This is a genomic window from Pseudomonas sp. ES3-33 (assembly GCF_000952175.1).
In the GTDB taxonomy this organism is placed as follows: Bacteria; Pseudomonadota; Gammaproteobacteria; order Pseudomonadales; family Pseudomonadaceae; genus Aquipseudomonas; species Aquipseudomonas gregormendelii.
This window is the reverse complement of record NZ_JZRI01000053.1, coordinates 1-24,726: the sequence shown is the minus strand read 5'-3', so window position 1 is coordinate 24,726 and position 24,726 is coordinate 1. Positions and strand designations below refer to the sequence as shown.

The 24,726-nt window shown below is 60.2% G+C and carries 26 protein-coding genes, 1 tRNA gene and 1 pseudogene; 8 read left to right on the top strand and 20 right to left on the bottom strand.

The features are described 5' to 3' along the window. Positions 1–85 precede the first annotated feature (85 nt). From UB23_RS08880 to UB23_RS08870, 4 genes are all read right to left on the bottom strand, one after another. Positions 86–1,360: a serine hydrolase domain-containing protein gene (locus UB23_RS08880; RefSeq protein WP_152644259.1), complete on the bottom strand. Its 1,275-nt coding sequence runs from the start codon at positions 1,358–1,360 to the stop codon at positions 86–88. A 281-nt stretch (positions 1,361–1,641) separates the two neighbouring features. Beyond that, positions 1,642–1,923: a BrnA antitoxin family protein gene (locus tag UB23_RS08875; RefSeq protein ID WP_045058974.1), complete on the bottom strand. Its 282-nt coding sequence runs from the start codon at positions 1,921–1,923 to the stop codon at positions 1,642–1,644. After that, on the bottom strand, positions 1,883–2,155 hold the full coding sequence (locus tag UB23_RS28400) for a BrnT family toxin (RefSeq protein ID WP_082069156.1): 273 nt from the start codon (positions 2,153–2,155) through the stop codon (positions 1,883–1,885). The genes UB23_RS08875 and UB23_RS28400 overlap by 41 nt, the downstream gene beginning before the upstream one ends. 183 nt (positions 2,156–2,338) lie before the next feature. Further along, positions 2,339–2,428, bottom strand: a tRNA-Ser gene (locus UB23_RS08870). A gap of 308 nt (positions 2,429–2,736) precedes the next feature. Between UB23_RS08870 and UB23_RS08865 the strand changes: the two genes are divergently transcribed. From UB23_RS08865 to UB23_RS08855, 3 genes are all read left to right on the top strand, one after another. Then, positions 2,737–3,426, top strand: a complete 690-nt coding sequence (locus tag UB23_RS08865; RefSeq protein WP_045058973.1) for a crotonase/enoyl-CoA hydratase family protein — start codon at positions 2,737–2,739, stop codon at positions 3,424–3,426. Between the two features lie 322 nt (positions 3,427–3,748). Continuing rightward, positions 3,749–4,471: a 1-acylglycerol-3-phosphate O-acyltransferase gene (locus UB23_RS08860; protein ID WP_045058972.1), complete on the top strand. Its 723-nt coding sequence runs from the start codon at positions 3,749–3,751 to the stop codon at positions 4,469–4,471. Between the two features lie 125 nt (positions 4,472–4,596). After that, entirely contained in the window at positions 4,597–5,571 is a 975-nt protein-coding gene (locus UB23_RS08855) for a magnesium and cobalt transport protein CorA (RefSeq protein ID WP_045058971.1), read from the top strand. An 87-nt stretch (positions 5,572–5,658) separates the two neighbouring features. Here UB23_RS08855 and UB23_RS08850 read toward each other — a convergent pair whose 3' ends face one another. The 3 genes from UB23_RS08850 to UB23_RS08840 form a co-directional block, all read right to left on the bottom strand. Beyond that, entirely contained in the window at positions 5,659–6,387 is a 729-nt protein-coding gene (locus UB23_RS08850; protein WP_045058970.1) for an amidotransferase, read from the bottom strand. 93 nt (positions 6,388–6,480) lie between these two features. Next, positions 6,481–8,625, bottom strand: a complete 2,145-nt coding sequence (locus UB23_RS08845) for a 3-hydroxyacyl-CoA dehydrogenase NAD-binding domain-containing protein (RefSeq protein ID WP_045058969.1) — start codon at positions 8,623–8,625, stop codon at positions 6,481–6,483. Between the two features lie 24 nt (positions 8,626–8,649). Beyond that, the gene (locus tag UB23_RS08840; protein WP_045058994.1) at positions 8,650–9,855 is read right to left on the bottom strand and encodes an acetyl-CoA C-acetyltransferase; all 1,206 of its coding nucleotides are present in this window, start codon (positions 9,853–9,855) and stop codon (positions 8,650–8,652) included. Positions 9,856–10,430: 575 nt separating this feature from the next. Between UB23_RS08840 and UB23_RS08835 the strand changes: the two genes are divergently transcribed. Then, positions 10,431–11,252, top strand: coding sequence for a c-type cytochrome (locus UB23_RS08835; protein WP_045058968.1), 822 nt, complete (start codon positions 10,431–10,433; stop codon positions 11,250–11,252). Between the two features lie 127 nt (positions 11,253–11,379). Here UB23_RS08835 and UB23_RS08830 read toward each other — a convergent pair whose 3' ends face one another. The 8 genes from UB23_RS08830 to UB23_RS08795 form a co-directional block, all read right to left on the bottom strand. Beyond that, positions 11,380–12,189, bottom strand: coding sequence for a transglutaminase family protein (locus UB23_RS08830; RefSeq protein WP_045058967.1), 810 nt, complete (start codon positions 12,187–12,189; stop codon positions 11,380–11,382). Further along, the gene (locus UB23_RS08825; RefSeq protein WP_045058966.1) at positions 12,186–13,136 is read right to left on the bottom strand and encodes an alpha-E domain-containing protein; all 951 of its coding nucleotides are present in this window, start codon (positions 13,134–13,136) and stop codon (positions 12,186–12,188) included. Before UB23_RS08825 ends, UB23_RS08830 begins: the two co-directional genes overlap by 4 nt. 12 nt (positions 13,137–13,148) lie before the next feature. Beyond that, positions 13,149–14,558 (bottom strand): circularly permuted type 2 ATP-grasp protein, encoded by a 1,410-nt coding sequence (locus UB23_RS08820; protein WP_045058965.1) that lies wholly within the window; start codon positions 14,556–14,558, stop codon positions 13,149–13,151. A gap of 492 nt (positions 14,559–15,050) precedes the next feature. Beyond that, positions 15,051–15,392, bottom strand: coding sequence for a ribonuclease E inhibitor RraB (locus UB23_RS08815; RefSeq protein ID WP_045058964.1), 342 nt, complete (start codon positions 15,390–15,392; stop codon positions 15,051–15,053). A 214-nt stretch (positions 15,393–15,606) separates the two neighbouring features. Further along, positions 15,607–15,840: a hypothetical protein gene (locus UB23_RS08810; RefSeq protein WP_045058993.1), complete on the bottom strand. Its 234-nt coding sequence runs from the start codon at positions 15,838–15,840 to the stop codon at positions 15,607–15,609. 218 nt (positions 15,841–16,058) lie between these two features. Further along, positions 16,059–16,934 (bottom strand): polyamine aminopropyltransferase, encoded by an 876-nt coding sequence (gene speE, locus UB23_RS08805; RefSeq protein WP_045058963.1) that lies wholly within the window; start codon positions 16,932–16,934, stop codon positions 16,059–16,061. 267 nt (positions 16,935–17,201) lie between these two features. Then, positions 17,202–17,393: a PLDc N-terminal domain-containing protein gene (locus UB23_RS08800; protein WP_028622263.1), complete on the bottom strand. Its 192-nt coding sequence runs from the start codon at positions 17,391–17,393 to the stop codon at positions 17,202–17,204. Positions 17,394–17,463: 70 nt separating this feature from the next. Then, a complete protein-coding gene (locus tag UB23_RS08795; RefSeq protein ID WP_045058962.1) occupies positions 17,464–17,994 on the bottom strand; it encodes a hypothetical protein in 531 nt (176 codons plus the stop codon). A 175-nt stretch (positions 17,995–18,169) separates the two neighbouring features. On the opposite strand from UB23_RS08795, the pseudogene UB23_RS30705 reads away from it, so the two are divergent. The 3 genes and pseudogenes from UB23_RS30705 to UB23_RS08785 form a co-directional block, all read left to right on the top strand. Next, positions 18,170–18,733: pseudogene (locus UB23_RS30705) on the top strand (methyl-accepting chemotaxis protein); the annotation flags it as partial. Between the two features lie 369 nt (positions 18,734–19,102). Beyond that, the gene (locus UB23_RS30700) at positions 19,103–19,651 is read left to right on the top strand and encodes a methyl-accepting chemotaxis protein (protein ID WP_442963622.1); all 549 of its coding nucleotides are present in this window, start codon (positions 19,103–19,105) and stop codon (positions 19,649–19,651) included. Positions 19,652–19,906: 255 nt separating this feature from the next. Continuing rightward, positions 19,907–20,272 carry an Mpo1-like protein gene (locus UB23_RS08785; RefSeq protein ID WP_045058960.1) on the top strand — a complete coding sequence of 122 codons (366 nt, stop codon included), beginning with the start codon at positions 19,907–19,909 and terminating at the stop codon, positions 20,270–20,272. Here the strand turns inward: UB23_RS08785 and UB23_RS08780 are convergent, their stop codons facing one another. From UB23_RS08780 to UB23_RS08770, 3 genes are all read right to left on the bottom strand, one after another. After that, positions 20,273–21,070, bottom strand: a complete 798-nt coding sequence (locus UB23_RS08780) for an acyl-CoA thioesterase (protein ID WP_045058959.1) — start codon at positions 21,068–21,070, stop codon at positions 20,273–20,275. Positions 21,071–21,339: 269 nt separating this feature from the next. After that, complete coding sequence (locus UB23_RS08775; protein WP_045058958.1) at positions 21,340–22,107, bottom strand: CHAD domain-containing protein; 768 nt, start codon at positions 22,105–22,107, stop codon at positions 21,340–21,342. Between the two features lie 45 nt (positions 22,108–22,152). Further along, positions 22,153–22,431, bottom strand: coding sequence for a hypothetical protein (locus UB23_RS08770; RefSeq protein ID WP_045058957.1), 279 nt, complete (start codon positions 22,429–22,431; stop codon positions 22,153–22,155). Between the two features lie 224 nt (positions 22,432–22,655). Here UB23_RS08770 and UB23_RS08760 point away from each other — a divergent pair, with 224 nt between their 5' ends. Beyond that, the gene (locus UB23_RS08760; protein WP_045058955.1) at positions 22,656–23,702 is read left to right on the top strand and encodes a patatin-like phospholipase family protein; all 1,047 of its coding nucleotides are present in this window, start codon (positions 22,656–22,658) and stop codon (positions 23,700–23,702) included. A gap of 141 nt (positions 23,703–23,843) precedes the next feature. On the opposite strand, the gene UB23_RS08755 is transcribed toward UB23_RS08760, so the two are convergent. After that, entirely contained in the window at positions 23,844–24,542 is a 699-nt protein-coding gene (locus tag UB23_RS08755) for a response regulator (protein ID WP_045058992.1), read from the bottom strand. Positions 24,543–24,578: 36 nt separating this feature from the next. Further along, positions 24,579–24,726: hypothetical protein (locus UB23_RS30695; protein ID WP_442963621.1), on the bottom strand; the 148-nt coding region annotated here is incomplete at its 5' end.

The window sequence follows — 24,726 nt, the reverse complement described above, 5'->3', positions numbered from 1 at the left end:
TCGATCACCAAGGATTTTGAGACTAGTCGGTCACGACTGGACTTGTCATTCATATCACAGCGCGCCCGACGAATGGACTCTGGTTCTAGCGGGATAGATACCGAGCCAGCGCCTCGAAGGCCGGCAGCGTCACCGGATCATTGGCGGCGTTGGCTGCGACCGGGTGCGATGCATACCGCACGATCACCAGCTCGGCTTTGGGATCGACATAAATCCGCTGGCCATACACCCCGCGCGCCATGAACGCCCCGCCCTCCTTGTCCGTCACCCACCACATCGAGCGATAGCTCCAGCCCTTGAGCAAGTCATAACCGGCCTTGGCAAACGCCTGTTTATCGCCACCGCGACGGATGTCGTCGATCACCGCCTTGGGCACAATCTGCTGGCCATTGAAGCGGCCGTCATTACGCAACATCTCACCGAATCGCGCCAGATCACGCAGCCCGGTATTCAGCCCACCACCGGCGAACGGCGTGCCGATGGAATCAACGGTAAAATACCCATCCTGCTCCGCTCCCAAGCGGCTCCAGATACGCTCCGACAGCAACTGCGCCACGTTACGACCGGTCGCACGCGCGATAATCCAACCCAGGACATCGGTGTTCACCGTCTTGTAGGCAAACGCGGCACCGTGCTCACCCTGGGGCTGCACTGTCTGCAGGTACTCGAAGTAACTGCGCGGCCCGGTATAGTCCTTGGCGAAAGGCAACGGACTCCCCGCCCGGCCATGGGCCCAGACATCAGCCTTCGGGTCGGCGTAGTCTTCGCTGAATTTGAGGCCGGTGGTCATATCCAGGACCTGGCGCACCGTTGCATTGCCGAACGCCGATCCCGCCAGTTCAGGCACGTACTCGACCACTCGCTTGTTATCGTCAATCTGCCCTTCAGCCACCAACGTGGCACCGAGTGTGCCCACCACCGACTTGGTCACTGACATCGCCGCGTGCTGCCCTTGCGGGCTCAGTACACCCAAATAACGCTCATAGACCAGCTTGCCGCGATGCAGCACCACAATCCCGTCGGTATAAGTCGCCGCCAGCGACTGCTCCCAGGTCATCGACTGCTGCGCACCCAGCGGGGTAAAACTCAGCGCATCGATGTCCTGGCGCAAAGCTGACTCCAGCGCAACAGGCGCACCCAGCCCGCGGGACACGTTGACGGTGGGCATCAGCTGCCGGAAGTTGGAAACACTCCAGCGCATCGCCGGAAACTGGAAATAACTACCATCGGCAAACCGCACGGTGCGCTCTGGGGGCGGCGGCGAGCCGACCATCCAGCCAAGTTTGGCGGGGTCGCTGGCTGCAGCGTCCGGGAAAGTTGTTGGCGTGACCGCGAAAGCCAGGCATGGCAGGATCGACATCAGCAGCGTGGCGGCCGACTTGGCGATTTTCGGGTAGGTGGTGTCAGGCAGTGGCATGAGGATCGATTCCATTCGAGAGGTGAGTGGCCAGGGCTGGATGTTAACAGCACACTTCACGAATTAAGATCCCCACCTTTCCACTGTCCTCCCGCTGGAGCAGGCCAGAGGGGCAGCACAAACAACGCCCATAAAAAACGCGGGTAACGGCTCATCACCGTTCCCGCGCTGCTGCCCCGACCTCTACGGGCGCCAGACTCCCGCCGACCTACTCCGGTCGGTGGCTATGCTTTCAAATCACCTGGTGTATGTGTCTTGAGCCAGTCGGCCAAGGCGGCATTCATCCGCGTTTGCCAACCTGGGCCAGATGCCTTGAATTGAGCCAACACGTCTGGCTCCAGTCGGATCGTGATCCGCTCGCGCACCACGTCCGCCTTGGGTCTACCGCGCCGGACAAGTCGCGTGCCGTTGAACTCGCCAGCGCGCTTAAAGAAAGCGTCTGTGAGCTCAGGTGCATCATCTGGGTCAACCCAGGCGGCTTCGGTATTGCACTTGTTCGCGTTCATTGGCTTTCCTCATAGAGATGATGCGGCGGGCCTCGCCGCGAGGTGTCCAGACAATTACAACCATTCGACCGATCAGCAGCCCCACGGTGATAAAGCGGACCTCTCCGTATTCCTGTCGTGTGTCTTTGCCTGTGAAGTGATGCCCGGCAAAAACGGCACCAGCGTCGGCAAAATCAACACCCCGCTCGAACAGGATTTTGTCACGCTTGGCGGGATCGAAGGATATTTGCATCGCTTTATTGTATGTACAAAAATCTATGGAGGCAAAATTTTTGTCATGACATTTAAAGAATACGAAACAGGCCTTCGAGCCCGCCGCATTCCCATGTCGTTCCCATACGGTCTTTTTCAGACACCAAAAACCACAAACCCCCGACTTTCTCTAGGAAAATCAGGGGTTTGTGTTTACTTAATGTGGCGGTGAAGGAGAGATTCGAACTCTCGATACAATTTCTTGTATACACACTTTCCAGGCGTGCTCCTTAAGCCACTCGGACACTTCACCGTATCTCTTCAAACATGTTCTGTCTGTCGAGGCGCGCTAATGTAGTCGAAAGCTTTTCCGATGGCAAATATTTTTTTCAGAATTTTCATGCGGTTAGCGATTTAGTTGTTCTGGCTACGCGCAGGCCATGGCAAACCTGCCAATCTCCGGCTTGGCCGCCCCTTCTATATAGAGGGGATGGCACAGCGGCGGTGGCTGGCCAGGCGCTGAGCGGCGACACGGGGTGACCGGCGAGTCAGTCACGGCGCTTTACCTGGCCTACGGTGGTGGGTAACGTCTGCCTCATCTTTCATACAAGGAACCGCGTCATGAGTGAGTTGATCTCCTACCACCTCGAAGACGGTATCGCGACACTGACCTTGAGCAACGGCAAGGTCAATGCGATCTCGCCGGACGTCATTGCCGCGTTCAATGCTGCGCTGGATCAGGCGGTGACTGATCGCGCGGTGGTGATCATCACCGGCACGCCCGGGATTTTGTCGGGGGGTTATGACCTGAAGGTCATGACGTCCGGTCCCAAGGAAGCCGTAGCCCTGGTCACGGCTGGCTCGACGCTGGCTCGCCGCCTGTTGGCGCACCCGTTCCCGGTGATCGTTGCATGCACCGGACATGCGGTGGCCAAGGGTGCGTTCCTGCTGTTGTCGGTGGATTACCGCATTGGGGTCGAGGGGGCTTTCAGCATCGGCCTTAACGAAGTGCAGATCGGCATGACCATGCACCATGCCGGCATCGAGCTGGCGCGCGATCGCCTGCGCAAGTCGGCCTTCCACCGCTCCGTGATCAATGGCGAGATGTTCAATCCGCAAAGTGCCGTGGACGCAGGTTTCCTTGACGTCGTGGTGTCTGCCGATGAACTGCAAGGGGCTGCGCTGGCTGCTGCCCGGCAGTTGAAGAAGATCAACATGACCGCGCACAAGAACACCAAGCTGAAAGTGCGCAAGGCGCTGCTGGAGACGCTGGACAACGCCATCGTCCTGGATCAGCAACATATGGGCTAAGCGCGGACTGGCGCCACTGAGAAGCCCGACCCTTGTGCGGTCATGCTGCTCATTGCAGGAGCGAGCTTGCTCGCGAAAAACGTCAACGATCACGCGTGAAGCCTGGGTAAACGCGGTGTCCATGAGTTCTTCGCGAGCAAGCTCGCTCCTGCAAAAGCATTCCGACTGATGAGAAATCCTACGACAGCTCTAGGACGCGTCTGACACACAAGTCGGAAACATGTGCTTAAACATCGCCTATCTCCGAACTCTATAGCGACAATTGCCGAAAACAGTGCACATCCGTACACTGCGCCACCTTTTGTCCCGGTGGGGCCTCTAAATGCTGTTCGCGTTTCGTATGTTATTGATGGGATTGCACTTTATTCTCGCCGGTGTGCTGGGCGTGATTCTCGGCCTGTGCCGACCTTTCAACCCGGACAACAGCCGCCTGTGCGCCCGCCTCTACGCCTGGCCGGCCATGTGTATCCTGCGCCTGCGGGTAAAGGCCGAAGTTGGCCCGTTGATGGACAAGCCTGCGAGCTGCGTGATCATCGCCAACCATCAGTCCAACTATGATCTTTTCGTGTTCGGCAACGTGGTTCCGTACCGCACCGTGTGCATCGGCAAGAAGAGCCTGAAGTGGGTACCGCTGTTCGGGCAGTTGTTCTGGTTGGCCGGTAACGTGCTGATCGACCGGGGCAATGCGCAGAAGGCGCGCAAGTCGATGTTGACGACGACTCATACGCTGCAGAATGAGAACACTTCGATCTGGGTGTTTCCGGAAGGCACGCGTAACCTGGGTGAAGATCTGCTGCCGTTCAAGAAAGGTGCGTTCCAGATGGCGATCGCTGCCGGGGTGCCGATTGTGCCGGTGTGCGTCAGCACTTATGTGAAGCACATGCGCCTTAATCGCTGGGATAGCGGGAAGATTCTGATCCGCTCTTTGCCGGCAATTCCTACGGCCGGGTTGAGCCTGGATGATATGCCGGCATTGATCGAGCAATGTCGCGAGCAGATGCGTGAGTGCATTGCTTCGATGGATCGGCAGATTCTGGCGGGCTAGTCGATCTTGGCCATGGATGGCCGAGCGTACAGGCGACAGTGTAAGAAGATCGCAGCCTCGTTTCACTCGACAGCTCCTACGGGCTAAGCTGGACACTGCCTGCTAATCAGAAGTGAACCAACACCATGGGTAGAGTTGTTGCGGCTGCGGTTTACAGCGCCGGGAAAAAAGTTACCAACATCACCCTCGACGAGGGCGCTGCCTGGGCTGCCAAGCCTGACCACTTTGTCTGGATCGGGCTGGAAGAGCCCGATGCCCAGGAACTGGCCAACCTGCAACGCCAGTTCAACCTGCACGAACTGGCCATTGAAGACGCCCTGGAGAAACACAGCCGGCCCAAGCTCGAGACCTTCGGCGACGCGCTGTTTATCGTCACCTATTCGCCCATCCGCGATGAACACGGAAAACTCGAGTTCATTGAAACCCACATCTTCGCCGGCAACGGCTACATCATCACTGCGCGAAATGGGCATTCGGCGTCCTACGCCTACGTCCGACAACGTTGTGAGGCACGTCCGCTGCTGCTGGAGCACGGGGAAGATTTTGTCCTCTATGCGCTCCTCGACTTCGTGATCGAAAACTACCAGCCGGTGGGCGAAGCGATCCACGCCGAGATCGATGAGCTGGAACGCAATGTGTTGTGCAGCGCGCTGAATGAACGCGATATCCAGAAGCTCCACGGCCTGCGTCGCGATGTCGTGCGCCTTCGGCGTTATGCAGCGCCCATGGTGGAGATTGGCGAGGAGCTGCAGAGGCTCAGCTTTCCTTTCATCGACAAAAACATGCGGCCGTACTTTCGCGACGTGCAGATCCACGTCACCCGGCAGATGGAAGACCTCACGACCCTGGCCGATATTGCCAGCCAGACGATCGAGGTCGGGGTGTTGCTGGAGGCATCACGCCAAAGCGTGGTGCAGCGCAAGTTTGCGGCATGGGCGGCGATTCTGGCGTTCCCGACGGCGGTGGCCGGGATCTACGGGATGAACTTCCAGAACATGCCGGAGCTGACCTGGCACTACGGATATTTTGCGGTGCTGGGGTTTATTGCGGTGGGCTGTGTGAGTTTATGGGCGAGTTTCAAGAGATCGGGGTGGTTGTAGGAGCAAGGCGAGCGTTGCGCACTCGATCGCGGGCAAGCCTTGCTCCCACAGTTTTGCGCTCACAAGCCTTGCTCCCAGAGCTTTCGGCTAGACCGCTTTGAGCTCTGGCTTGTGCGCCACGAACCGCATCATCCATTCGGCCACGGTCGCGCCGTGGTGCTGATGGTCCAGGCTGGCCACGCCCTTCTGGTAAATCTGCTCACCCAGGGCCTGCTGGCGGATGTCCAGCAGCGCTCGCGAGTAGTCGTGGATGAACTCTGGATGCCCCTGGAAGCACAGCACCTGATTGTTGATGTGATACGCGGCAAACGGGCAGAAATCGCTGGAGGCGATGACTGTGGCGTTTTCCGGTAGCGCGGTGACCTGGTCCTGGTGGCTGATCAGCAACGTCAGCTCTTCCACGACCGGGCTCATCCACGGCGCCTTGGCCGCGAGCTTGTAGTTGTGGGTGCCGACACCCCATCCTTGAGAGGCGCGCTCGCTCTTGCCGCCCAGCAGCAGCGCCAGCAACTGATGACCGAAACACACGCCGAGCAACTTGTCGCCGCGCTCGTAGCGCTTGAGCAGATAAGCCCGGAGGGTTTCTATCCAAGGGTCGGTGCCAAAGGAATCGGCCTTGCTACCGGTGACCAGATAAGCATCGAACACCTGCTCATCGTCGGGATACTCGCCCTGCATCACGTTGTACACCGTGAACTCGGCGGCAATTGGCTGCTGCGTGAACAGACGCTGGAACATCTGCCCGTAACCCTGATATTGATCGACCAGTTCCGGACGCAGGATGTCGGTTTCCAGAATGCAGATGCGTAACGACATAAAAAATACCTGACACGTGATGGGAATAATGCACACCCAGAGCCTGCCTCGAAACACCGTGACAAGGCAAGCCCCACAGGCATCATCGGTCCCCTAAAACGTCTCCCCCCGGGCCGCTTTTTCCAGCAGCAGTGCCGGCGGCGTGAATCGCTCGCCATATTGCTCGGCCAGGTACTGCGCGCGAGCGACGAAGTCTTGCACGCCGTACTGGTTGATGAACTGCAACGCGCCGCCGGTCCAGGCCGCAAAGCCGATGCCGAAAATCGAGCCGATGTTGGCATCCGCCGTCGAAGTCAGCACGCCCTCCTCCAGGCACCGCACGGTTTCGATGGCCTGCACGAACAGCAGGCGGTCGCGCACGTCCTTGGGCGAGATCTGCCCGTCGGCCGTTTCGAAGCGTGTTTTCAGTTCCGGCCACAGGTACTTCTGGCCACCACTTGGGTATTGATAGAACCCGCCGCCTGCGGCCTTGCCAGGACGCTTGTACTCGTTGAGCAACAGATCGATCACCGCAAAGGCTGGATGCTCGATCAGCGGTTTGCCCTCCGCCAGCAAGTCCTTGGCGGTTTGCTGGCGGATGTGGCTCATGAGGCTCAGGGAAACCTCGTCGGAAATCGCCAGCGGTCCAATCGGCATGCCCGCCTTGCGCGCCTCGGTTTCGATCATCGCCGCGCTGACCCCTTCGCCGAGCATGGCGATGCCTTCGTTGGTGAAGGTGCCAAACACCCGCGAGGTGAAGAAACCACGGCTGTCGTTGACGACGATCGGGATTTTCTTGATTTGCAGGACAAAATCGAAACCGCGGGCCAGGGTTTCATCGCTGGTGCGCGAGCCTCTGATGATCTCCACCAGGGGCATCTTTTCCACCGGGCTGAAAAAATGCAGGCCGATGAACCGGGTCTGGTCGGGCACGGCGGTAGCGAGGCCGCTGATCGGCAAGGTGGACGTGTTGGAGGCAATCACCGCCTGGGCACCGACGACTTTCTGCGCGGCCGAGGACACTTTGGCTTTGAGCTCCCGATCCTCGTACACAGCTTCAATGATCAGGTCGCAGCCGGCCAGGTCAGCATCATTTTCGCTCGGTAGAATCCGCGCCAGAATTGCTTCGCGCTGCTCGGATGACAGCTGCCCGCGAGCGACTTTTTTATCCAGCAGTGTCGCCGAGTGGGCCTTGCCCTTCTCTGCTGCGGCCAGGCTGATGTCCTTGAGCACTACCTCGATACCCGCCGAGGCGCTGACGAAGGCAATGCCCGCGCCCATCATCCCGGCACCCAGCACGCCGACCCTGTGCGTGGTGAACGGGGCATGCCCCTGGGGCCTGGAGCCGCCGGCGTTGATTTCATTGAGCTGAAACCAGAAGGTGCCGATCAGGTTTTTCGACACCTGGCCGGTGGTCAACTCGGTAAAATAGCGGGTCTCGATCAGGTGGGCTGTGTCGAAATCAACCTGGGCCCCTTCCACCGCCGCACAGAGGATTTTTTCCGGTGCGGGCATGCAGCCCTGGGTTTTGCTGCGCAGGATCGATGGCGCGATCGCCAGCATCTGCGCGACTTTGGGGTGCGATGGCGTGCCGCCGGGTATCTGGTAGCCCTTCACATCCCATGGCTGCACGGCGGCCGGATTGGCCAGGATCCAGGCCCGGGCCTTGCTCAGCAACTCTTGCGGGTCCTGCGCCAGCTCGTCGATCAAACCGGCCTGCAGGGCCTGTTGAGGCCGTACCTTCTTGCCCTCCAGCAGATACGGCAAGGCTTTCTCGATCCCCAGCAGGCGCACCATGCGCACGACCCCGCCGCCGCCCGGCAGCAGTCCCAGGGTGACCTCCGGCAGGCCAAGCTGCACCGAGGAATGATCCAGCGCCACGCGGTGATGGCACGCCAGGCAGATTTCCCAGCCGCCGCCGAGCGCTGCGCCATTGATCGCGGCGACCACGGGTTTGCCGAGCGTTTCCAGGGCGCGCAGCTGGGCCTTGAGGGTCAATACCATGCAGTAGAAGGCTTTGGCCTCGGGCTTGCCGACCTTGATCAGTTCATTGAGGTCGCCGCCGGCAAAGAAAGTCTTTTTCGCCGAGGTGATGATGACGCCGGCTATCGACGCTTTCTCTTCGACCAGGCGCTTCACGCAGTCCGCCATGGCGTCGCGGTACACAGCGTTCATGGTGTTGGCGCTCTGGCCCGGCATATCAATGGTCAGGACGACGATCTGGTCCTGGCCCTTTTCGTAACGGATGGCTTCGGTCATGACGATGTTCCTTGAAGTCGGGGCTCAGAAGCGTTCGATGATCGTGGCGATGCCCATGCCGCCGCCGACACACAGGGTCGCGAGGCCGTAGCGCAACTGGCGGGCTTCCAGTTCGTCGAGCAAGGTGCCAAGGATTGCGCAGCCGGTGGCGCCCAATGGGTGCCCCATGGCGATGGAGCCGCCGTTGACGTTGACCTTGTCCGGGTCGATGGCCATGTCTTTGATGAACTTCAGCACCACCGAGGCGAAGGCCTCGTTGACCTCGAACAGATCGATATCCTCGACCCGTAAACCGGCCTTCGCCAGGGCCTTGCGCGTGGCCGGGGCGGGCCCCGTGAGCATGATGGTCGGGTCAGTGCTGGTCACCGCCGCGGCAACGATCCGCGCCCGAGGTTGCAAGCCCAGCGCCCGGCCCTTGGCCTCTGAGCCAATCAGCATCAGCGCTGCACCATCGACGATGCCGGAGCTGTTGCCGGGGGTGTGGACGTGGTTGATGCGCTCCACATGGCTGTAGACCCGCAGTGCAGTGGCGTCGAAGCCCAACTGGCCGATCATTTCGAAGCTCGGCTTGAGCTTGCCCAACCCTTCGAGAGTCGAATCGGCGCGAATGAATTCATCATGATCGAGCAGGACGATGCCGTTCTGATCTTGCACCGGCACCAGGGATTTACTGAACGAGCCATCGCCCCGAGCCCGCGCTGCCTTTTGCTGGGAGTGCAGCGCGTAGGCGTCGATCTGTTCACGACTGAAACCTTCCAGTGTGGCAATCAGATCGGCGCCCACACCTTGCGGGGTAAAATGGGTATGCAGGTTGGTTTGCGGGTCCAGGGCCCACGCCCCGCCGTCGCTGCCCATGGGCACCCGGGACATGGATTCGACGCCGCCGACCACCACCAGGTCTTCAAAACCGGAACGCACTTTCATCGCCCCGAGATTCACCGCCTCGAGTCCCGAGGCGCAGAACCGGTTGATCTGCACGCCCGCCACGCTGATATCCCAATCCGCCACCAGCGCCGCCGTCTTGGCGATATCGCAGCCTTGATCACCGATGGGCGTCACGCACCCCAGCACCACGTCGTCGACCTGGCTGGTGTCCAGGGACATGCGCCGTTGCAGCGCGGTCATCAGGCCGGCGACCAGATTAATCGGCTTGACGCTGTGCAAGGCGCCATCGGCCTTGCCTTTGCCCCGGGGCGTGCGTAACGCGTCGAAAATCAAAGCTTGGGTCATGACGTCCTCGATTTCTTGTTCTTTTAGAAGCTTCACCTTATGCCCTGCGCCCTCAGATTCAATGACCACAACGCTCAGCACCATTGACGCACACGCTCAGACGAACGGTAGCGTGCTACGGGGTTAACCGTTTCAGGTCGGCGAGAGGTCTAGCAAACGGGCGGCAAAGAAGCTGGCAATAGGCCTCATGCTATTTTCATAGCCTATAGATATCTCTCCATATGAAATGGATCTAAGCCAAGAGTGACGCGGGCCCTAAGGTAATCATGTACGAAGTTGTCGTCGGGTTTTGCCGAGGCGCTCGTCGGACAGGAAGTGCAACGCTCTGCCGTCATGGAGATATGCAGGCAGGCATCAGGAAATAACAATAAAGGCGGTCAAGCCATGTTCAAACAATCGAAAGTACGTCAAGCCGGGCTCATTCTTTTCGCCACCACGCTGTTGTTGATTTTGCCGAACCTGACCAAGGTCATCGGCTGATTTAAGCGCCTTTTGTTATCGCCGCCGTAGAAATGTGACTGGCCCGCTACCCGGGCCGGCGTGGGTGTGCCAACCTTTGCGGCACTCTCCACGACATGGACGGCGATCATTTGAAAACGCTCACTCTGCTCGGGGCCTTGCTGCTCAGTACGCCCCTTTCTGCCGCACAGCTGGATCTTCAGCTGGGCGAGAACTCGCGCACCTGGCAAACCGCCGAGCTGCTCAAGCATCCGCAGGTGCAGACCATCACCATCAGCAACGATGTGTCTTACAAACGCGAGATGACCTACCGTGCCGTGCCCATCGCTGCGTTGCTGACCGGGATCAAGCCAGACGACCATCTGCAGGCAGTGGCGCTGGACGGATTTGCCGCAGAGCTCTCAGCCGCGCCCCTGCTCAATGCCCAGGGCGCCAGAGCCTGGCTGGCGATCGAGGATCCGGCCCGGCCATGGCCCGCCCTGTCTGCGGGCAAGCACAGCGCTGGGCCGTTTTATCTGGTCTGGACCGATCCCCAGGCAGGCAACATCAGCCCGGAGCAGTGGCCGTTCGAAGTCGCGAGCATCAGGCAACTGGCGCCGGTGGCCCAGCGCTTCCCTGCCCTGCTGCCGGATCCGGCGTTGAAGGCCGACGATCCGGTGAACCTGGGATTTGCGCTGTTCCAGAAGAATTGCCTGGCATGCCATCGGTTGAACGGCGCGGGGGATGCGCAGTTCGGACCGGATCTAAACATTCCGTTTAATCCCACCGAGTACTTCGGCGCTGATTTCCTCAAGCGCTACATTCGAGATCCGCAGAGCCTGCGGCAGTGGCCGCAGGCGAAGATGCCCGGGTTCAGTGCGCAGGTGGTGCCGGATCAGGATCTGGAGAGGCTGGTGGGGTATTTGAAGCATATGGCTGGGCGCAAGGTTCAGCCCTAGTTTTGTAGTGCCTGGGCTGACCTGATCGCGAGCAGGCTCGCTCCCACAGGGTTCTGCGGTGAATTTTGGATGGGGTTCACCGCTGGACAGTGTGGGAGCGAGCCTGCTCGCGATGCGGTCTGCCGGGTTACTGTTCCTGGACCGAAAAAACCGGCAAAGGCGTCGGCGAGACGAACACTTTTGCGTGCATCTGTTCACAGCCGCCACCGCGGCGCATGCCGCGAACCGGGCAGGCGTCCAGGTAGTCCAGGCCCACGGCCAGTTTCAGGTGACGCTCGGGCCGGGCCAGTTCGTTGGTCACGTCGAAGCTGTACCAGGCGTCATCCAGCCATGCTTCGGCCCAGGCGTGGCTGGCCAGGTGCTCGCTGTTCTCGCTGTACAAATAACCCGATACGTAACGCGCCGGAATCCCCAGGCTGCGGGCGCAGGCCAGGAAGGCGTGGGTGTGGTCCTGGCAAACCCCCGAGCGCCCGGCGAAGGACTGGGCCGCGCTGGTGTCGACCTCGGTCGAGCCCGGGGTGTAGGTCATGTGCGAGTTCAGGCCATGCATCAGGTCGATCAGTGCCGTGCGATCGCGGCGCTTCTTGCATTGCTTCTCCGCGAACGCGCGCAAGGCTTCATCCGGTTCGGTCAGGCGGGTGAACCGCAGGAACGGCAGCGCCGACTGGCTTTCATGCTCGGCTTCGCGCAGCTCGTCGATGTCGACCTGGCCACGGGCGCCGATGATGATGGCTTCGTGCGGTTCGTCCATGGTCAGCACATGCAGGATATTGCCAAACGGGTCAAGCTGCGCGCGCACCGGGCGCGGCAGGTCGAGCTGCCAGCTGAGCACATGCTGGCGCTCGCTGTCGTGGGGTGTCAGTCGCAGGTACTGGATGCTCGCCCGCACCTGATCTTCGTAGTGATAGGTGGTCTCGTGGCTAATGGAAAGTCTCATGCAGCCTCCAGGTAGGAACTGTGAATGGCGTTGCCCAGCTGGCGCACCAGCGGGATGAACTCGGTCAGCCAGGCATGCAGGCCCTCGTCGAGAATTTCGTTGATGCCGGTGTAGCGCAGGCGCGCGTCCATTTCTGCGGCTAGGCGTTGGGCCGGTCGGCCGTTGGCGCCTGGAAGCTGGGCGAGAATCTGGTCGATTTCTTCGGTACAGGCGCGCAGCGAACGCGGCACGTCGGCGCGCAACAGCAGCAATTCGGCAACATGGCGGGCGCCGGGAGCGTCGCGGTAGATCTCGGTGTAAGCCTCGAACGAAGACAGCGCGCGCAATAGCGCACTCCACTGGTAATAGGCATGTGCGGTGCCGTCGCTGACCGCTTCCGCCTGATCACCGGCCATTTCGTAGCGCGCATCGAGCAGGCGCAGGGTGTTGTCGGCGCGCTCGATGAAAGTGCCCAGGCGAATGAAACGAAACGCATCGTTGCGCATGATGGTGCCGTAGGACGCGCCGCGAAACAGGTGGGAACGTTCCTTGATCCATTCGCAGAAGCGGCTCATGCCATAGCGGCTCAAGCCCTGGTCGGCGATACCGCGAATTTCCAGCCAGGTGGCATTGATGTTTTCCCACATGTCGGCGGTAATCCGCCCACGTACGGCATGGGCACTGGCCCGTGCAGAACCGAGACAACTGTAGATACTGGCCGGATTGGCCGCATCCAGGGCGAAGAAGTGCAGCAGTCGCTCGGCGTGCAGTTCGCCGTGGCGCTCAAGATAATCCTCCAGGGTGCCGGTGATCAGCAGCGGCATGGCCAGTTCGTGCAAGCCGTCGCCGCGGCCATCCTGTGGCATCAGCGACAGCGAATAACTGATGTCGAGCATCCGTGCGAGGTTTTCCGCCCGCTCCAGGTAACGCGACATCCAATACAGATCCGAGGCAGTTCTACTTAACATGGCAAGCTTCCTTCAATCCTCGACTACCCAGGTGTCCTTGGTTCCACCGCCCTGGGAGGAATTCACCACCAGGGAACCTTCGCGCAGCGCAACACGGGTCAGGCCACCGGGCACCACCCGGGTTTCACGGCCGGACAATACAAACGGACGCAGGTCGATATGCCGTGGCGCAATGCCGTTTTCGACGAAGGTCGGACAGGTCGACAGCGACAGGGTCGGCTGCGCGATATAGGCATGCGGCTTGGCCTTGATGCGCGCGCGGAATAACTCGATTTCCGCCGCCGTCGCGGCCGGCCCGACCAGCATTCCGTAGCCCCCCGAACCCTGGGTTTCCTTGACCACCAAGTCTGGAAGATTGGCCAGCACGTGGGAAAGTTCAGAAGGATTACGACACTGGAAGGTCGGAACGTTCTTCAGGATCGGTTCTTCATCCAGGTAAAAGCGGATCATGTCGGTGACAAACGGATACACCGATTTGTCATCCGCCACCCCGGTGCCGATGGCATTCGCCAGTACCACGTTGCCCGACCGGTAGGACGACAGCAGCCCTGGCACGCCGAGCATGGAGTCTGGATTGAACGCCAGCGGATCGAGGAACGCGTCGTCAAGTCGGCGATAGATCACATCGACCGCCTTCGGCCCGTCAGTCGTGCGCATAAAGACCTTGTCGTCACGCACGAACAGGTCCGCGCCCTCGACCAGTTCAACGCCCATCTCCCGCGCCAGGAACGCATGTTCGAAAAACGCGCTGTTGAAGCGGCCCGGGGTCAGCACCACCACGCTGGGGTTGTCGATAGGACTTGAGCTTTTCAGGGTGTCGAGCAACAGGTTCGGGTAGTGGTCGATGGGGGCGATGCGCTGGGCCGAAAACAACTCGGGAAACAGGCGCATCATCATCTTCCGGTCTTCGAGCATGTAGCTGACGCCGCTGGGGGTGCGCAGATTGTCTTCGAGCACGTAGTAGGTGCCGTCACCGTCGCGCACCAGATCGACACCGGAGATGTGTGAGTAAATATCCCGGTGCAGGTCGAGCCCTTGCATCGCCAACTGGTACTGCTCGTTGGCCAGCACCTGCTCGGCCGGAATGATCCCGGCCTTGATGATGCGCTGCTCGTGGTAGAGGTCGGCGAGGAACATGTTCAACGCCTTGACCCGCTGGATACAACCGCGCTCGACCACCCGCCACTCGCTCGCGGGAATGCTGCGCGGGATGGTGTCGAACGGGATCAGGCGCTCTGTGCCCTGCTCGTCGCCGTAAAGCGTGAACGTAATACCGGCTCGATGAAACAGCAGATCGGCCTCGCGGCGCCGTTGGGCCAGCAATTCGTCAGGCGTCTCGGCCAGCCAACGGGCAAATTCCCGGTAATGCGGGCGGACCTGGCCGCCGGCATCGTACATCTCATCAAAATAGGTGCGGATCATGCCGTACTCCTTGTCACCCGGACATCTAGGCATCGCAAGGCCCGTGCCATCGGCATAAACGCTTTGATATCAATCAGTTGGATAAAAGCTGTTAAAACACCGCACCAATTGCGTGCGGCAAATGCCCCAACCTGATCGCCCCCGCTCCATTGCGAAGCAATGCTGTCGCTATCACCAGCATAGTCAGAGTTGATTTCACTGCCCGCCTGGCGATGGGGATAATTGGCTTATTCGCTGAAAAGCTCATCGAACTTCCCATTTAGCCGCCTGTTTTGGGCGGTTTTTTTTTGCCTTTTTGAATCAAAAGCAGGATCAAAAGATCGCAGCCTGCGGCAGCTCCTACAGAAGGGCGCATTCCAATGTAGGAGCTACCGAAGGCTCGGGCCGCAATCGGACGATCTTTTGATCCTGCTTTTGATTTTCATACCCCACAAACGAAAAACGGCCAACCCTAAGGTCAGCCGTTGCTGGGTGTTGTTGCTGTTCATAATGTTATGCGAGTCGCCCTCGTACCTCCTGCTTCACGCCCCATCCTTCGATGATGCCGCCCAGAGGCTCTACCACTGCCTCGAATCCCTGTTCGAAATCGCCGATGTCATCGTAGGTGGCGTACATGACCTTGCTCAGTTCCAGCGCCCATGCGCCGTCGTCGCGCACACTGATCTGCGCGTTCAAGGACTCACCACGGTAATGACCTGCTGCCCTGCGGGCCCGCTCCTCGTCGGGGAAAATCGCGTAGAACTCGATGGGATGAAATTTTGAAAAATCGAAACCGCCTTCTTTCATGCGGCGCAACACGCTGCTGCTGATGTCTTCTTGATAGGCTGTGCTCATGAAACGTCCTCCTGAATCCGATGGATAGACTTTCCGTGCTCCCCGACGCCCCCAGCCGAATAGTGAGGACGAGCCGGTAACCAGGTCACCGATGGGAATCAAGCATGTAGCTGACAAGACCAGACCTTAGCGATCCAATCGCTGATCTCTTCTGCAGAGTAGCCCTTTGACCGAGCAGCTGCCAAGGCCTGGTTTAAATGTGACAGGAGTTGTATCAGACGGGAGTGATGCCGAGGATTTGTATGCTGTTCTGAGATTTAAGACTTTTGACGCTCGCGTCAGCGGTTCGCCCTTCCAGATCATTCAGATCCAGTTCTGCAGCGACAGGAAGCAGACGAGCCTTGATGAGCTTGGCGGCGTGCTCGTTGTCCGGGCACTCCTCGCACTCGAAGATTTCGTCGACTGTTTCACCGTGATCATCCACGAAAGTGATTTTCCACTTTTGCATCAGTGCCTCCTCGATAAAACCCGCAAGTGGGCTTACATCTATCTGGACTTTTGCACTGGGTGATCGTTCCCCCAGATTATTCACCGGTTGACACAAAAAAACGGTAGGAGCGAGCTTGCTCGCGATGGCTTTGAAGGCGCCACGTTTAATCTGGCAGCCCGCGTCATCGTTGACGTCCATCGCGAGCGAGCTCGCTCCTACAGTCAATGTGTGTGGCTTCAGTCGTTGCTTGGCTTGTTGATGGCCTGCAATACGTACTGCGGCAAGGCGAATGCGCCGATGTGGATTTCCGGGTTGTAGTAGCGGGTGATGATGCCGCTGCCGGCAAAGCGCTGCTGCAGGATTTCACGGGACAGTTTGCGATAGCGGGTGTCGGTCGCGCCCCAGGCAAAGGTCATAGAGCCGCCGATGTAGGTCGGTACGGCTGCCTGGTAGAAATGCCAGTCCGGGAACAGGCTGCGCAGGCGTCCGGCAGTGGTTTTGACTTCTTCGATCTGCATGAACGGCGTGCCGTTCTGCGTCACCAGGATGCCGCCTTCGTTCAGGCAGCGACGGCAAGCCTGGTAGAAGTTTTCCGAGAACAGCACTTCGCCCGGGCCGATCGGGTCGGTGGAGTCGGAGATGATCACGTCGAACTTTTCAGTGGTGGTCGCGACGAAACGCATACCGTCATCAATCACCAGGTTCAGGCGTGGATCGTCGAATGCGCCTTTGGAGTGGTTCGGCAGGAATTCCTTGCACATATCCACCACCGTGCCGTCGATCTCGACCATGGTGATGTGCTCGACGCCACGGTGCTTGGCCACTTCACGCAGCATGCCGCCGTCGCCGCCGCCGATAATCAGCACGCGCTTGGCAGTGCCGTGTGCCAGGATCGGCACGTGGGTGAGCATTTCGTGGTAGATGAATTCGTCGGCTTCGGTGGTCTGGATCACGCCGTCCAGCGCCATGACCCGGCCCATGCGCGGGTTTTCAAAAATCACCAGGTGCTGGTGTTCGGTGCGCACTTCGTGCAGCAGTTTTTCCATGCGAAAACGCTGGCCATAGCCTTCGTAGAGGGTTTCCAGGTATTCGCTGGTTGGGGTGGTGCTCATGGGAAGTGCTCCGATGAATGCGGTGGCAACGGACGGTTACCCGCCCATGATGGCCAATCGATTTGCTCGATTGCCCGGGAAAGGCGCGCATTCTACGACGCGGAAGATGACAGGTCGAACCTTCGTAATTTATGCCTATGTGCAAAACACTGTGGGAGCGAGCCTGCACGCGATGGCGTCTCCACATCCTGCATCAATGTGACAGACAGATTGCCATCGCGAGCAGGCTCGCTCCCACAGGGGAGATATGAAGATTTGACGACTGGATCAGATCCGCACATTACCCCGCGGACCGGCGATGGCCCAGATGATCAGGCCCAGGACCGGCAACAGCAGGATCAGCAGCACCCAGACGATCTTCATGCCGGTGGATGCGCCACTTTTCAGCACGTTGATGATGGCCCAGATGTCCAGGGCAAGAATAATCAGGCCAATCAGGCCGTTGAACGTGGAACCCATGGTGACGCTCCCTAAGAGTGGTTTGCCCTCTTAGGATAGCCGGCCAATGCCAGGGTTCCGTTTTATTGTATTAAACGTGGATGGCGACTTTCAGGGCTTCCAGGGATGGAGCGGCGGCGATACCGACCTCGGCGCACAATTCCAGCACCCGCGGCACGTCGTCGCCGTACACCAGCACCACCTGCAGTTCATCATCGAGCAACTGGCTGAAGTTCATCAGCGTGTAGCCGCCGTTTTCCTTGTTCATGCTGCCCATCTGCACCTGGATGCGATTGAGCGCCGTCAGGGCTTCGGTCTTGGCCAGTTGTTTGGGCTTGATGTTGAAGTCCACGCCCGGCCCGAACGAGGCGACGATCAGGGCGAACAGGTCCATGTAGTTATCGGCCTGGAACAGCACGGTTTCCGGCAGGCTGCCGACCACCACCCATTCGCCCAGCGGGATCGGGAAAGTGTCGTCGTAGTTGATGTCCGGATTCGCAGCCAGGAATGCCTGCGGGTCGGCGTAGGCCTGGGCCGCTTCGTCCGCCACCTTGAGGATTTCGTCAGCGCTCATGCACCCGGAGCTGATTTTGCTGATGAGTTCGACGAGTGCAGCTTTCATGGGACGCGATCCTGTAGCGAGAGAATTTTGAAGGCGCGCAGGATAGCGCATTACGCAGGCAATGGCTGTGTCCAGCCTGACCGGGAACCTTGATCCACATCAAGTCCCCACCGCCCGATCCCGGCACAATAATGGCACCTTGCCATAATTGTTTCCGCTATCAGAGAAGACCTCCATGGGTGCCTGGCTTAGCAACATCTCGTTGAAGTACAAATTCTGGGCGGTCAACGCCGTTGCCTTCGTCACGACCTTGTTGCTGGTGTTGTACGCCGTGCAACTCGAACAGCAGGCACGCGGTCACGCTGCCCAGGCGTCGGCGCAGGCCCAGGCGCGCCTCCTGAAAACATGGCCGGACGGGCAACCGCTGCCGCAGGCCGACAACGTGCTGGCCTTCTCCAACGGGCAAGCGCCGATCATTGACGGACAACCGGTGCCGGCGCTGACCGGCGCCCGTGGCTGGGTCGAGGTCAATTCCCTGCCGCTGTTCGGCGATAATCCGTTGATGGGCGCTGAAGTCTTCAGTCGCCAGGATGGCCAGCAAGTCGCGATCATCGCCCATGGCCCGAGCCTGACCCAGGTGTTCGGCGAGCGCTTCGCCCACTACGCGGTGGCGGTGTTTATCTTGATGCTGGCCATGCTCGGCGCATCGCAATTGTTGATCCGCTTCCTGCTCAGCCAGCTCAACACGTTGAAAGACGTGATGCTGCACGTGGAAAAAACCGGCGACCTGTCAGCCCGCGTGCCCCTGGCCTGCACCGACGAGGTCGGGCAAATGGCCAATGCGTTTAACGCGATGCAGGCTGGTTATCAACGCGTGGTAAATACCGTGGCCAGCACCGCGCGGCAGCTGGATGACGGTGCAGCGCGGCTGGCCTCGAGCATGGACGAAGTGCGCCACGGCATGCTTGGCCAGCAAAGTGAAACCGACCAGGCTGCCACGGCGATCAACCAGATGACCGCGACGGTTTATCACATCGCCCAGCACGCCGGCGCGACCCGCGACCTGTCGCAAACCGCCGACACCCTGGCGGGCAGCGGGCAGGCAGTGGTCAGCCGCGTGCAGTTGTCGATTGCCGGGCTATCGTCGGGTGTGCAGCAAACGGCCCAGATGATCCAGCGCCTGGCCGAAGACAGCCAGAAAATCAACAGCGTGGTCGGGGTGATTCACAGCATCGCCGAGCAGACTAACCTGCTGGCGCTGAACGCGGCCATCGAAGCGGCCCGGGCCGGAGAGATGGGCCGGGGTTTCGCGGTCGTCGCCGACGAGGTGCGCAACCTGGCCAAGCGCGTCCAGGCCTCCACCGACGAGATCACCCGCATGGTTTCGGCGCTGCAGGCGGGCACCCGCGATGCGGTGGATTTCATGCAGGAAAGTTCGTTCAAGGCCGACGACTGCGTACAGCAGGCGCAGGAAGCGGGCGCGGCGCTGGCGCAGATCACCAGTGCGGTGGCACAGATGCGCGAAAGCAACACGCAGATCGCGGTGGCCGCAGAGCAGCAGAGCCAGGTAGCCGAAGAGATGAACCGGGCGGTGGTGAGCATTCGCGATGTGACGGAGAACACGGTGCAGCAGACGGTGAGTTCGGCGATGACCAGTAATGAGCTGGCGGCGTTGGCGGGGGAATTGAGCAAGGCGATTGGGCAGTTGAAACTCTGAGGGCATGATCGCCTGAACGCCGCCCGGAGCCAACCCGCTCCCACAGGGATTTCACGTGTTCAGACGCTATTTGTATCACCAGGACACCTGTGGGAGCGGGCTTGCTCCGGGCGGCGTTCCGACGATGGCGTTGTCCTGATCAATACACAGCTTGAACCTTGCGCTATCACCCCGATAGTCAACCTCCATTCGCCGCTGCGCTGTCCCAAGCCTATTCTTCAATCATGTGTTCAACACGGATCGAGGATCAGCATCATGGGCAAGCGTCATCCCAACCTTCCCGCCTGGCAATGGCGGGAGTACCCCAACAATCACCAGCACCCGACCAATCTGGTGTTGCACTTGCTTGCGGTACCGCTGTTTATCCTGGCGTTCCTGCTGATCGTGACGGGCGTGTTCGGCTTGAGCTTCGTCAACTTTGCCATCGGCATCGTCGGGCTGCTCGCCGCCCTGGGCTTGCAGCGCCATGGGCATACCCTGGAAAAACAGGCTTCCGAACCCTTCAGCGGTCGCAAGGACGCCGTGTCGCGCCTGCTGGTCGAGCAGTTTGTGACCTTTCCGCGGTTCCTTCTCAGCGGCGGTTGGTGGCGCGCCTGGCGTGAGCGCCACCGCCGGCATTGATCAGGCGAAAATGGTCACTGTCTGGCGGCTCATGGCGATCAATTGACCGTCTTGGCTCCACAGCTTGGCAGCCGCATGCCCGTAGCCATCCGCCGCGTATTCAATTTCAACCAGGTATTTGCACCAGTCCAGCGTGCTCACCTCCAGCAGCGGCTGCACGAATTCGATGGTCCAGGTCAGCGTGCTGCCCATGGCCGGTTTTTTCAGATGCGGTAACAACGCCGGAGGCCAGGCATCGACCAGCGCCAGGATGTGCGACTCGGTGACCGGCTCTTCCTTGACGTCCCCGCGCAAGCGCACCCATCCCCCCATTTGACGCGAAGTATTGCCGGTGAACGGCAGCCCGCCGACGCTCCAGCGCATCGCCAGGTGGCGCATGAATTCCGGCGTGATGCCCTTGATATAGGGCAATTCCTGGCATTCTTCCCAATGTTTCATTTCCGGCGCCGGTTGTGCGCTCACCGCCACCTCCGACGGACGCGATCCGCCGAAGCTGCCTTGCACCAGGGTCACCACCTGGCCTTTTTGCATCGCCCGGCCCAACACCTGGCTGACGGCTTTACCTTCACGCAGCACATCCACTTCGAAACTGACCGGCACATCCGGCTCGACCGGCCCGACAAAGGTGATCGCCAGCGAGCGTACGGGACGATCTGCCGGCACCTGGGCACGCATCGCTTCGTACTGCAAAGCGGCCACCAGACCACCAAAACTGGCCCGGCCCTGGGCCCATTCGGCTGGAATACTCAGTTCCAGCGGTTGGCTGCGAACAGCGTCAAGCAGATCGGAGAAGCGCATGAAAACCTCGGAGCAGATGGGGATGCAGGGATGTTAACCAGACGAGGAAGGCGATACAGGGCTTATTCCGGACAAATTCACCGACAGATAGGCCGAGCCGCACGCATATGCCGTAGGAGCTGCCGCCCGCCGGCTGCGAACATCTGATCTTGGGCGACAGCGATGACGCCAAAGATCAACGTCAAAAGATCGCAGCCTGCGGCAGCTCCTACGGGGGGCGGTGCGGTCTCGAGTCAAAAGATCGCAGCTTGCGGTAGCGATCCCGGTTGTCAGGACTTGAAGCAGTCCGCACTGAGTTTGTCCAGCACCCGGTCGGCGCGGCTTTCGGCCTTGGCCATGGTGGTTTGCCAGGTGCTGACGCAGGGTTGCAGATCGGCCTCGTGCTCGGCGCGCGCCAGCCACTGCCAGCAATCGTGCCAGTCACCCAGGGCCGCTTGCGCAGCTTTCAGGCGCGGCATGGCGGCCTTGGGCAAGCGGTCCAGCTCGGGATAGGCCTCGATGCCATAACGCACGCGCTTGATCAGCAGTCGCAGGCGATGGCGGTCGTGGGCAGGATCGTGCAGGGCGGTGTCGAGCTTTTTCCACTGTTTCGCCAAGCGCTTTTCGATGTTTGGGCGCAGGCCCTTGAGCAGTCCCTGGCGCTGGGACGCCCGCAAGAATCGGGGAAACGCGTCGAGTATCTGCAGCAGTTGCGCCAGCTCGGTGCTGGCGGCGACTGCAGGATAAGCCTCGGCCATTTGCGCCATGCGCCGATGCGCCGCGTCCGGTTGATCGTGCTCGAGCAGGTAGGCGGCCAACACTTCGCGATCGCGCAGCGGTGTAGTCAGGTCGCCGACCCGCGACGCCGCCGCTTCCAGCTGAGCGACGCCGGGCAAGCCGCGCAACGGCCGCAGCAGGCTGCGCAGACGGCGGACCGTGGTGCGCAGATCGTGCAAGGCCTCAGGGTCGGTTCGCGCCTCCAGGCGCGCCTGACTCGCCATCAATCCGACTTCAAGGCCCATGACATGAGCCACTAACCGATCAACTAACCCGGACATCATTTGCTCCCTTTTTCCAATGGGGCGTTAGCCTTGCATCATGCCTTAACGTCCGGCGCGTGACTCACGAATGTAGAAGCGCGCTTTTTCGGCTTTCTTGGTGCAGCCTTCGAATGCCTCGAACTGCTGCTGGGTCTTCGCACCGGTCAGCAACGACAGCGCCTTGGAGTAGCTGACGGTGCCGGCAAACCCTTCCGCCTTGGCCAGGTCCAGCTCATGCCACGCCGCATCGATACCGCTGCCGCAGCTGTCGCGGTAGGCGGTCTTGCCGGCACAGCCGGCCAGTGCCAGGGCAATCAAGGGTACACAGATCCAGGCTTTCATCACTTACACCTCAAAAAAATAGGAAAACGGTCGTGCAGGTAAGACGGTCTGGCGGTTGAAAAGTGCCTTGAGCGCCTTGCTGAAACTGTCGCGCTGAGCAAGATACCCTTGCGCCGCCATGGAGTGTCGAAAAAACGACGTCTTCGCCTGCTTGAACGACCTTGGCGATTGAAGCGCGCCCCTCGTTGGGTGCATTGTTGAACCTTGTCAGACGAGGGCGATTCATGAAAAAGCGTGTCGCACTGGTACTGGGATCAGGTGGCGCCCGGGGTTATGCCCATATCGGCGTCATCGAGGAGATCGAACGGCGAGGCTACGACATCGCCTGCATCGCCGGGTGCTCCATGGGCGCGGTGGTCGGCGGGATCTATGCCGCCGGCAAACTCGAGGATTACCGCAACTGGATCGAGAGCCTGGACTACCTCGACGTCTTGCGTCTGGTTGACGTGAGTTTCCGCCTGGGGGCGATTCGCGGCGAAAAAGTATTCGGGCAGATTCGCAAGATCGTCGGCGAGATCAACATCGAGGAACTGCGGATTCCCTACACGGCGGTGGCCACCGACCTGACCAACCAGCAGGAAATCTGGTTCCAGGAAGGTTGCCTGCACCAGGCCATGCGCGCCTCGGCGGCGATCCCCAGCCTGTTCACCCCGGTGATGCAAGGCAATCGCATGCTGGTCGACGGCGGGATACTCAACCCGCTGCCGATCGTGCCGGTGGTCTCGAGCCATTGCGACCTGATCATCGCGGTCAATCTCAACTCCACCAACCAGCGGCATTATCAGCTGCCGGTGATCCCGCGTCCGCCTGCGTTCAAAAGTCGTTTCGACAGCCTGATCAATTCGCTGGGGTCGAAGTTACCGTTCCGACGCACGCAGGCCGAGCAATTGCTGGCGCTGGAGAAAGAAGCACTGAAGGCGCAAGGGGCGGGTATCAATCCGTGGATCGAATCCGCCGAGCCTGAAGCCCAGCAACCGGCCGCCGCTCCGGAGGCCGGGGGTGCGCCGAAGTCCGCCACCGGGTCGTTCATTATCGATAACGTCGGGCCGGCGTCGCTGCTGGATTTGATCAACCAGAGTTTCGAGGTGATGCAGACTTCGTTGGCGCAGTACAAGATTGCCGGGTATCCGCCGGATATCCTGATCAACGTACCGAAGCGGGTGTGCCGGTTTTTCGAGTTTTACAAGGCGCCGGAATTGATCGCGCTGGGGCGGGAAATTGCGCGCGATACCCTGGATCGGTATGAGGAAGAGCAGGGTCGCAGTCCCTAGACTTGTGCAGGATTCAAGGGCCTCATCGCGGGCAAGCCCGGCTCCCACAGGTTCGAGGGTGTCCACAAATATTGTGAATCAACTCATAACCTGTGGGAGCCGGGCTTGCCCGCGATGAGGCCGGAACATTCAACACACATATTACTGGTTGTCCCCGCCCAACAACCGATACCCCACCCCCGCCTCAGTCACGATAAACCGCGGCTGGGTGGGGTCATCGGCCAGCTTCTGGCGCAGATGCCCCACCACAATGCGCAAATAGTGACTGTCCTCGGTGTGCGTCGGCCCCCAGATATCCTTGAGTAATTGCTGCTGGGTAATCACCCGCCCCGGATGCCGGGCCAGTTGTGCCAGCACCGCGTACTCCTTGCGGGTCAATGCGACTTCGGCGCCGTCGAGCAGTACCCGGCGGTAGGCCAGGTCAACGGTCAGAGGCCCAAAGCTCAGTGCCGCCTGCTGCGATTCCCCAGCTGGAGCCTGGCGCAACAGCGCGCGGACCCTGGCCAGGAATTCCTGGATGCCGAACGGCTTGGTCACGTAATCATTCGCACCGCCGTCCAGCGCCTCGACTTTCTGCCCCTCGCCGGCACGCACCGACAGCACCAGCACCGGCACCGTCGACCACTCGCGAAACTCGCGCAGCACCTGCTGGCCGTCCATGTCCGGCAGGCCGAGGTCGAGCACCAGCAAGTCAGGCTTGCTCAACGCGGCCTGCGCCAGCCCCTCGGTACCGGTTCCGGCTTCCAGCACTTTATAACCTTGGGAAACCAGGCTGATGCGCAGGAATTTGCGGATCTGTGGTTCGTCGTCGATGACCAGGATGGTCGCGGTCTGGCTCATGAATTCTGATCGCGGCATAGGGGGATCCAAAGGGTATCAGGCTTCACTTTCAACTTCCGGCTGTTCTTGCAGTGGCAGATGCAGGGTGATGCAGGTGCCAAGGCCCTCTATCCCGTCCGCGACACTGATCCGCCCGCCATGAGCGCCCACCATCCCCTGGCAAATCTGTCTCTTATACACATCT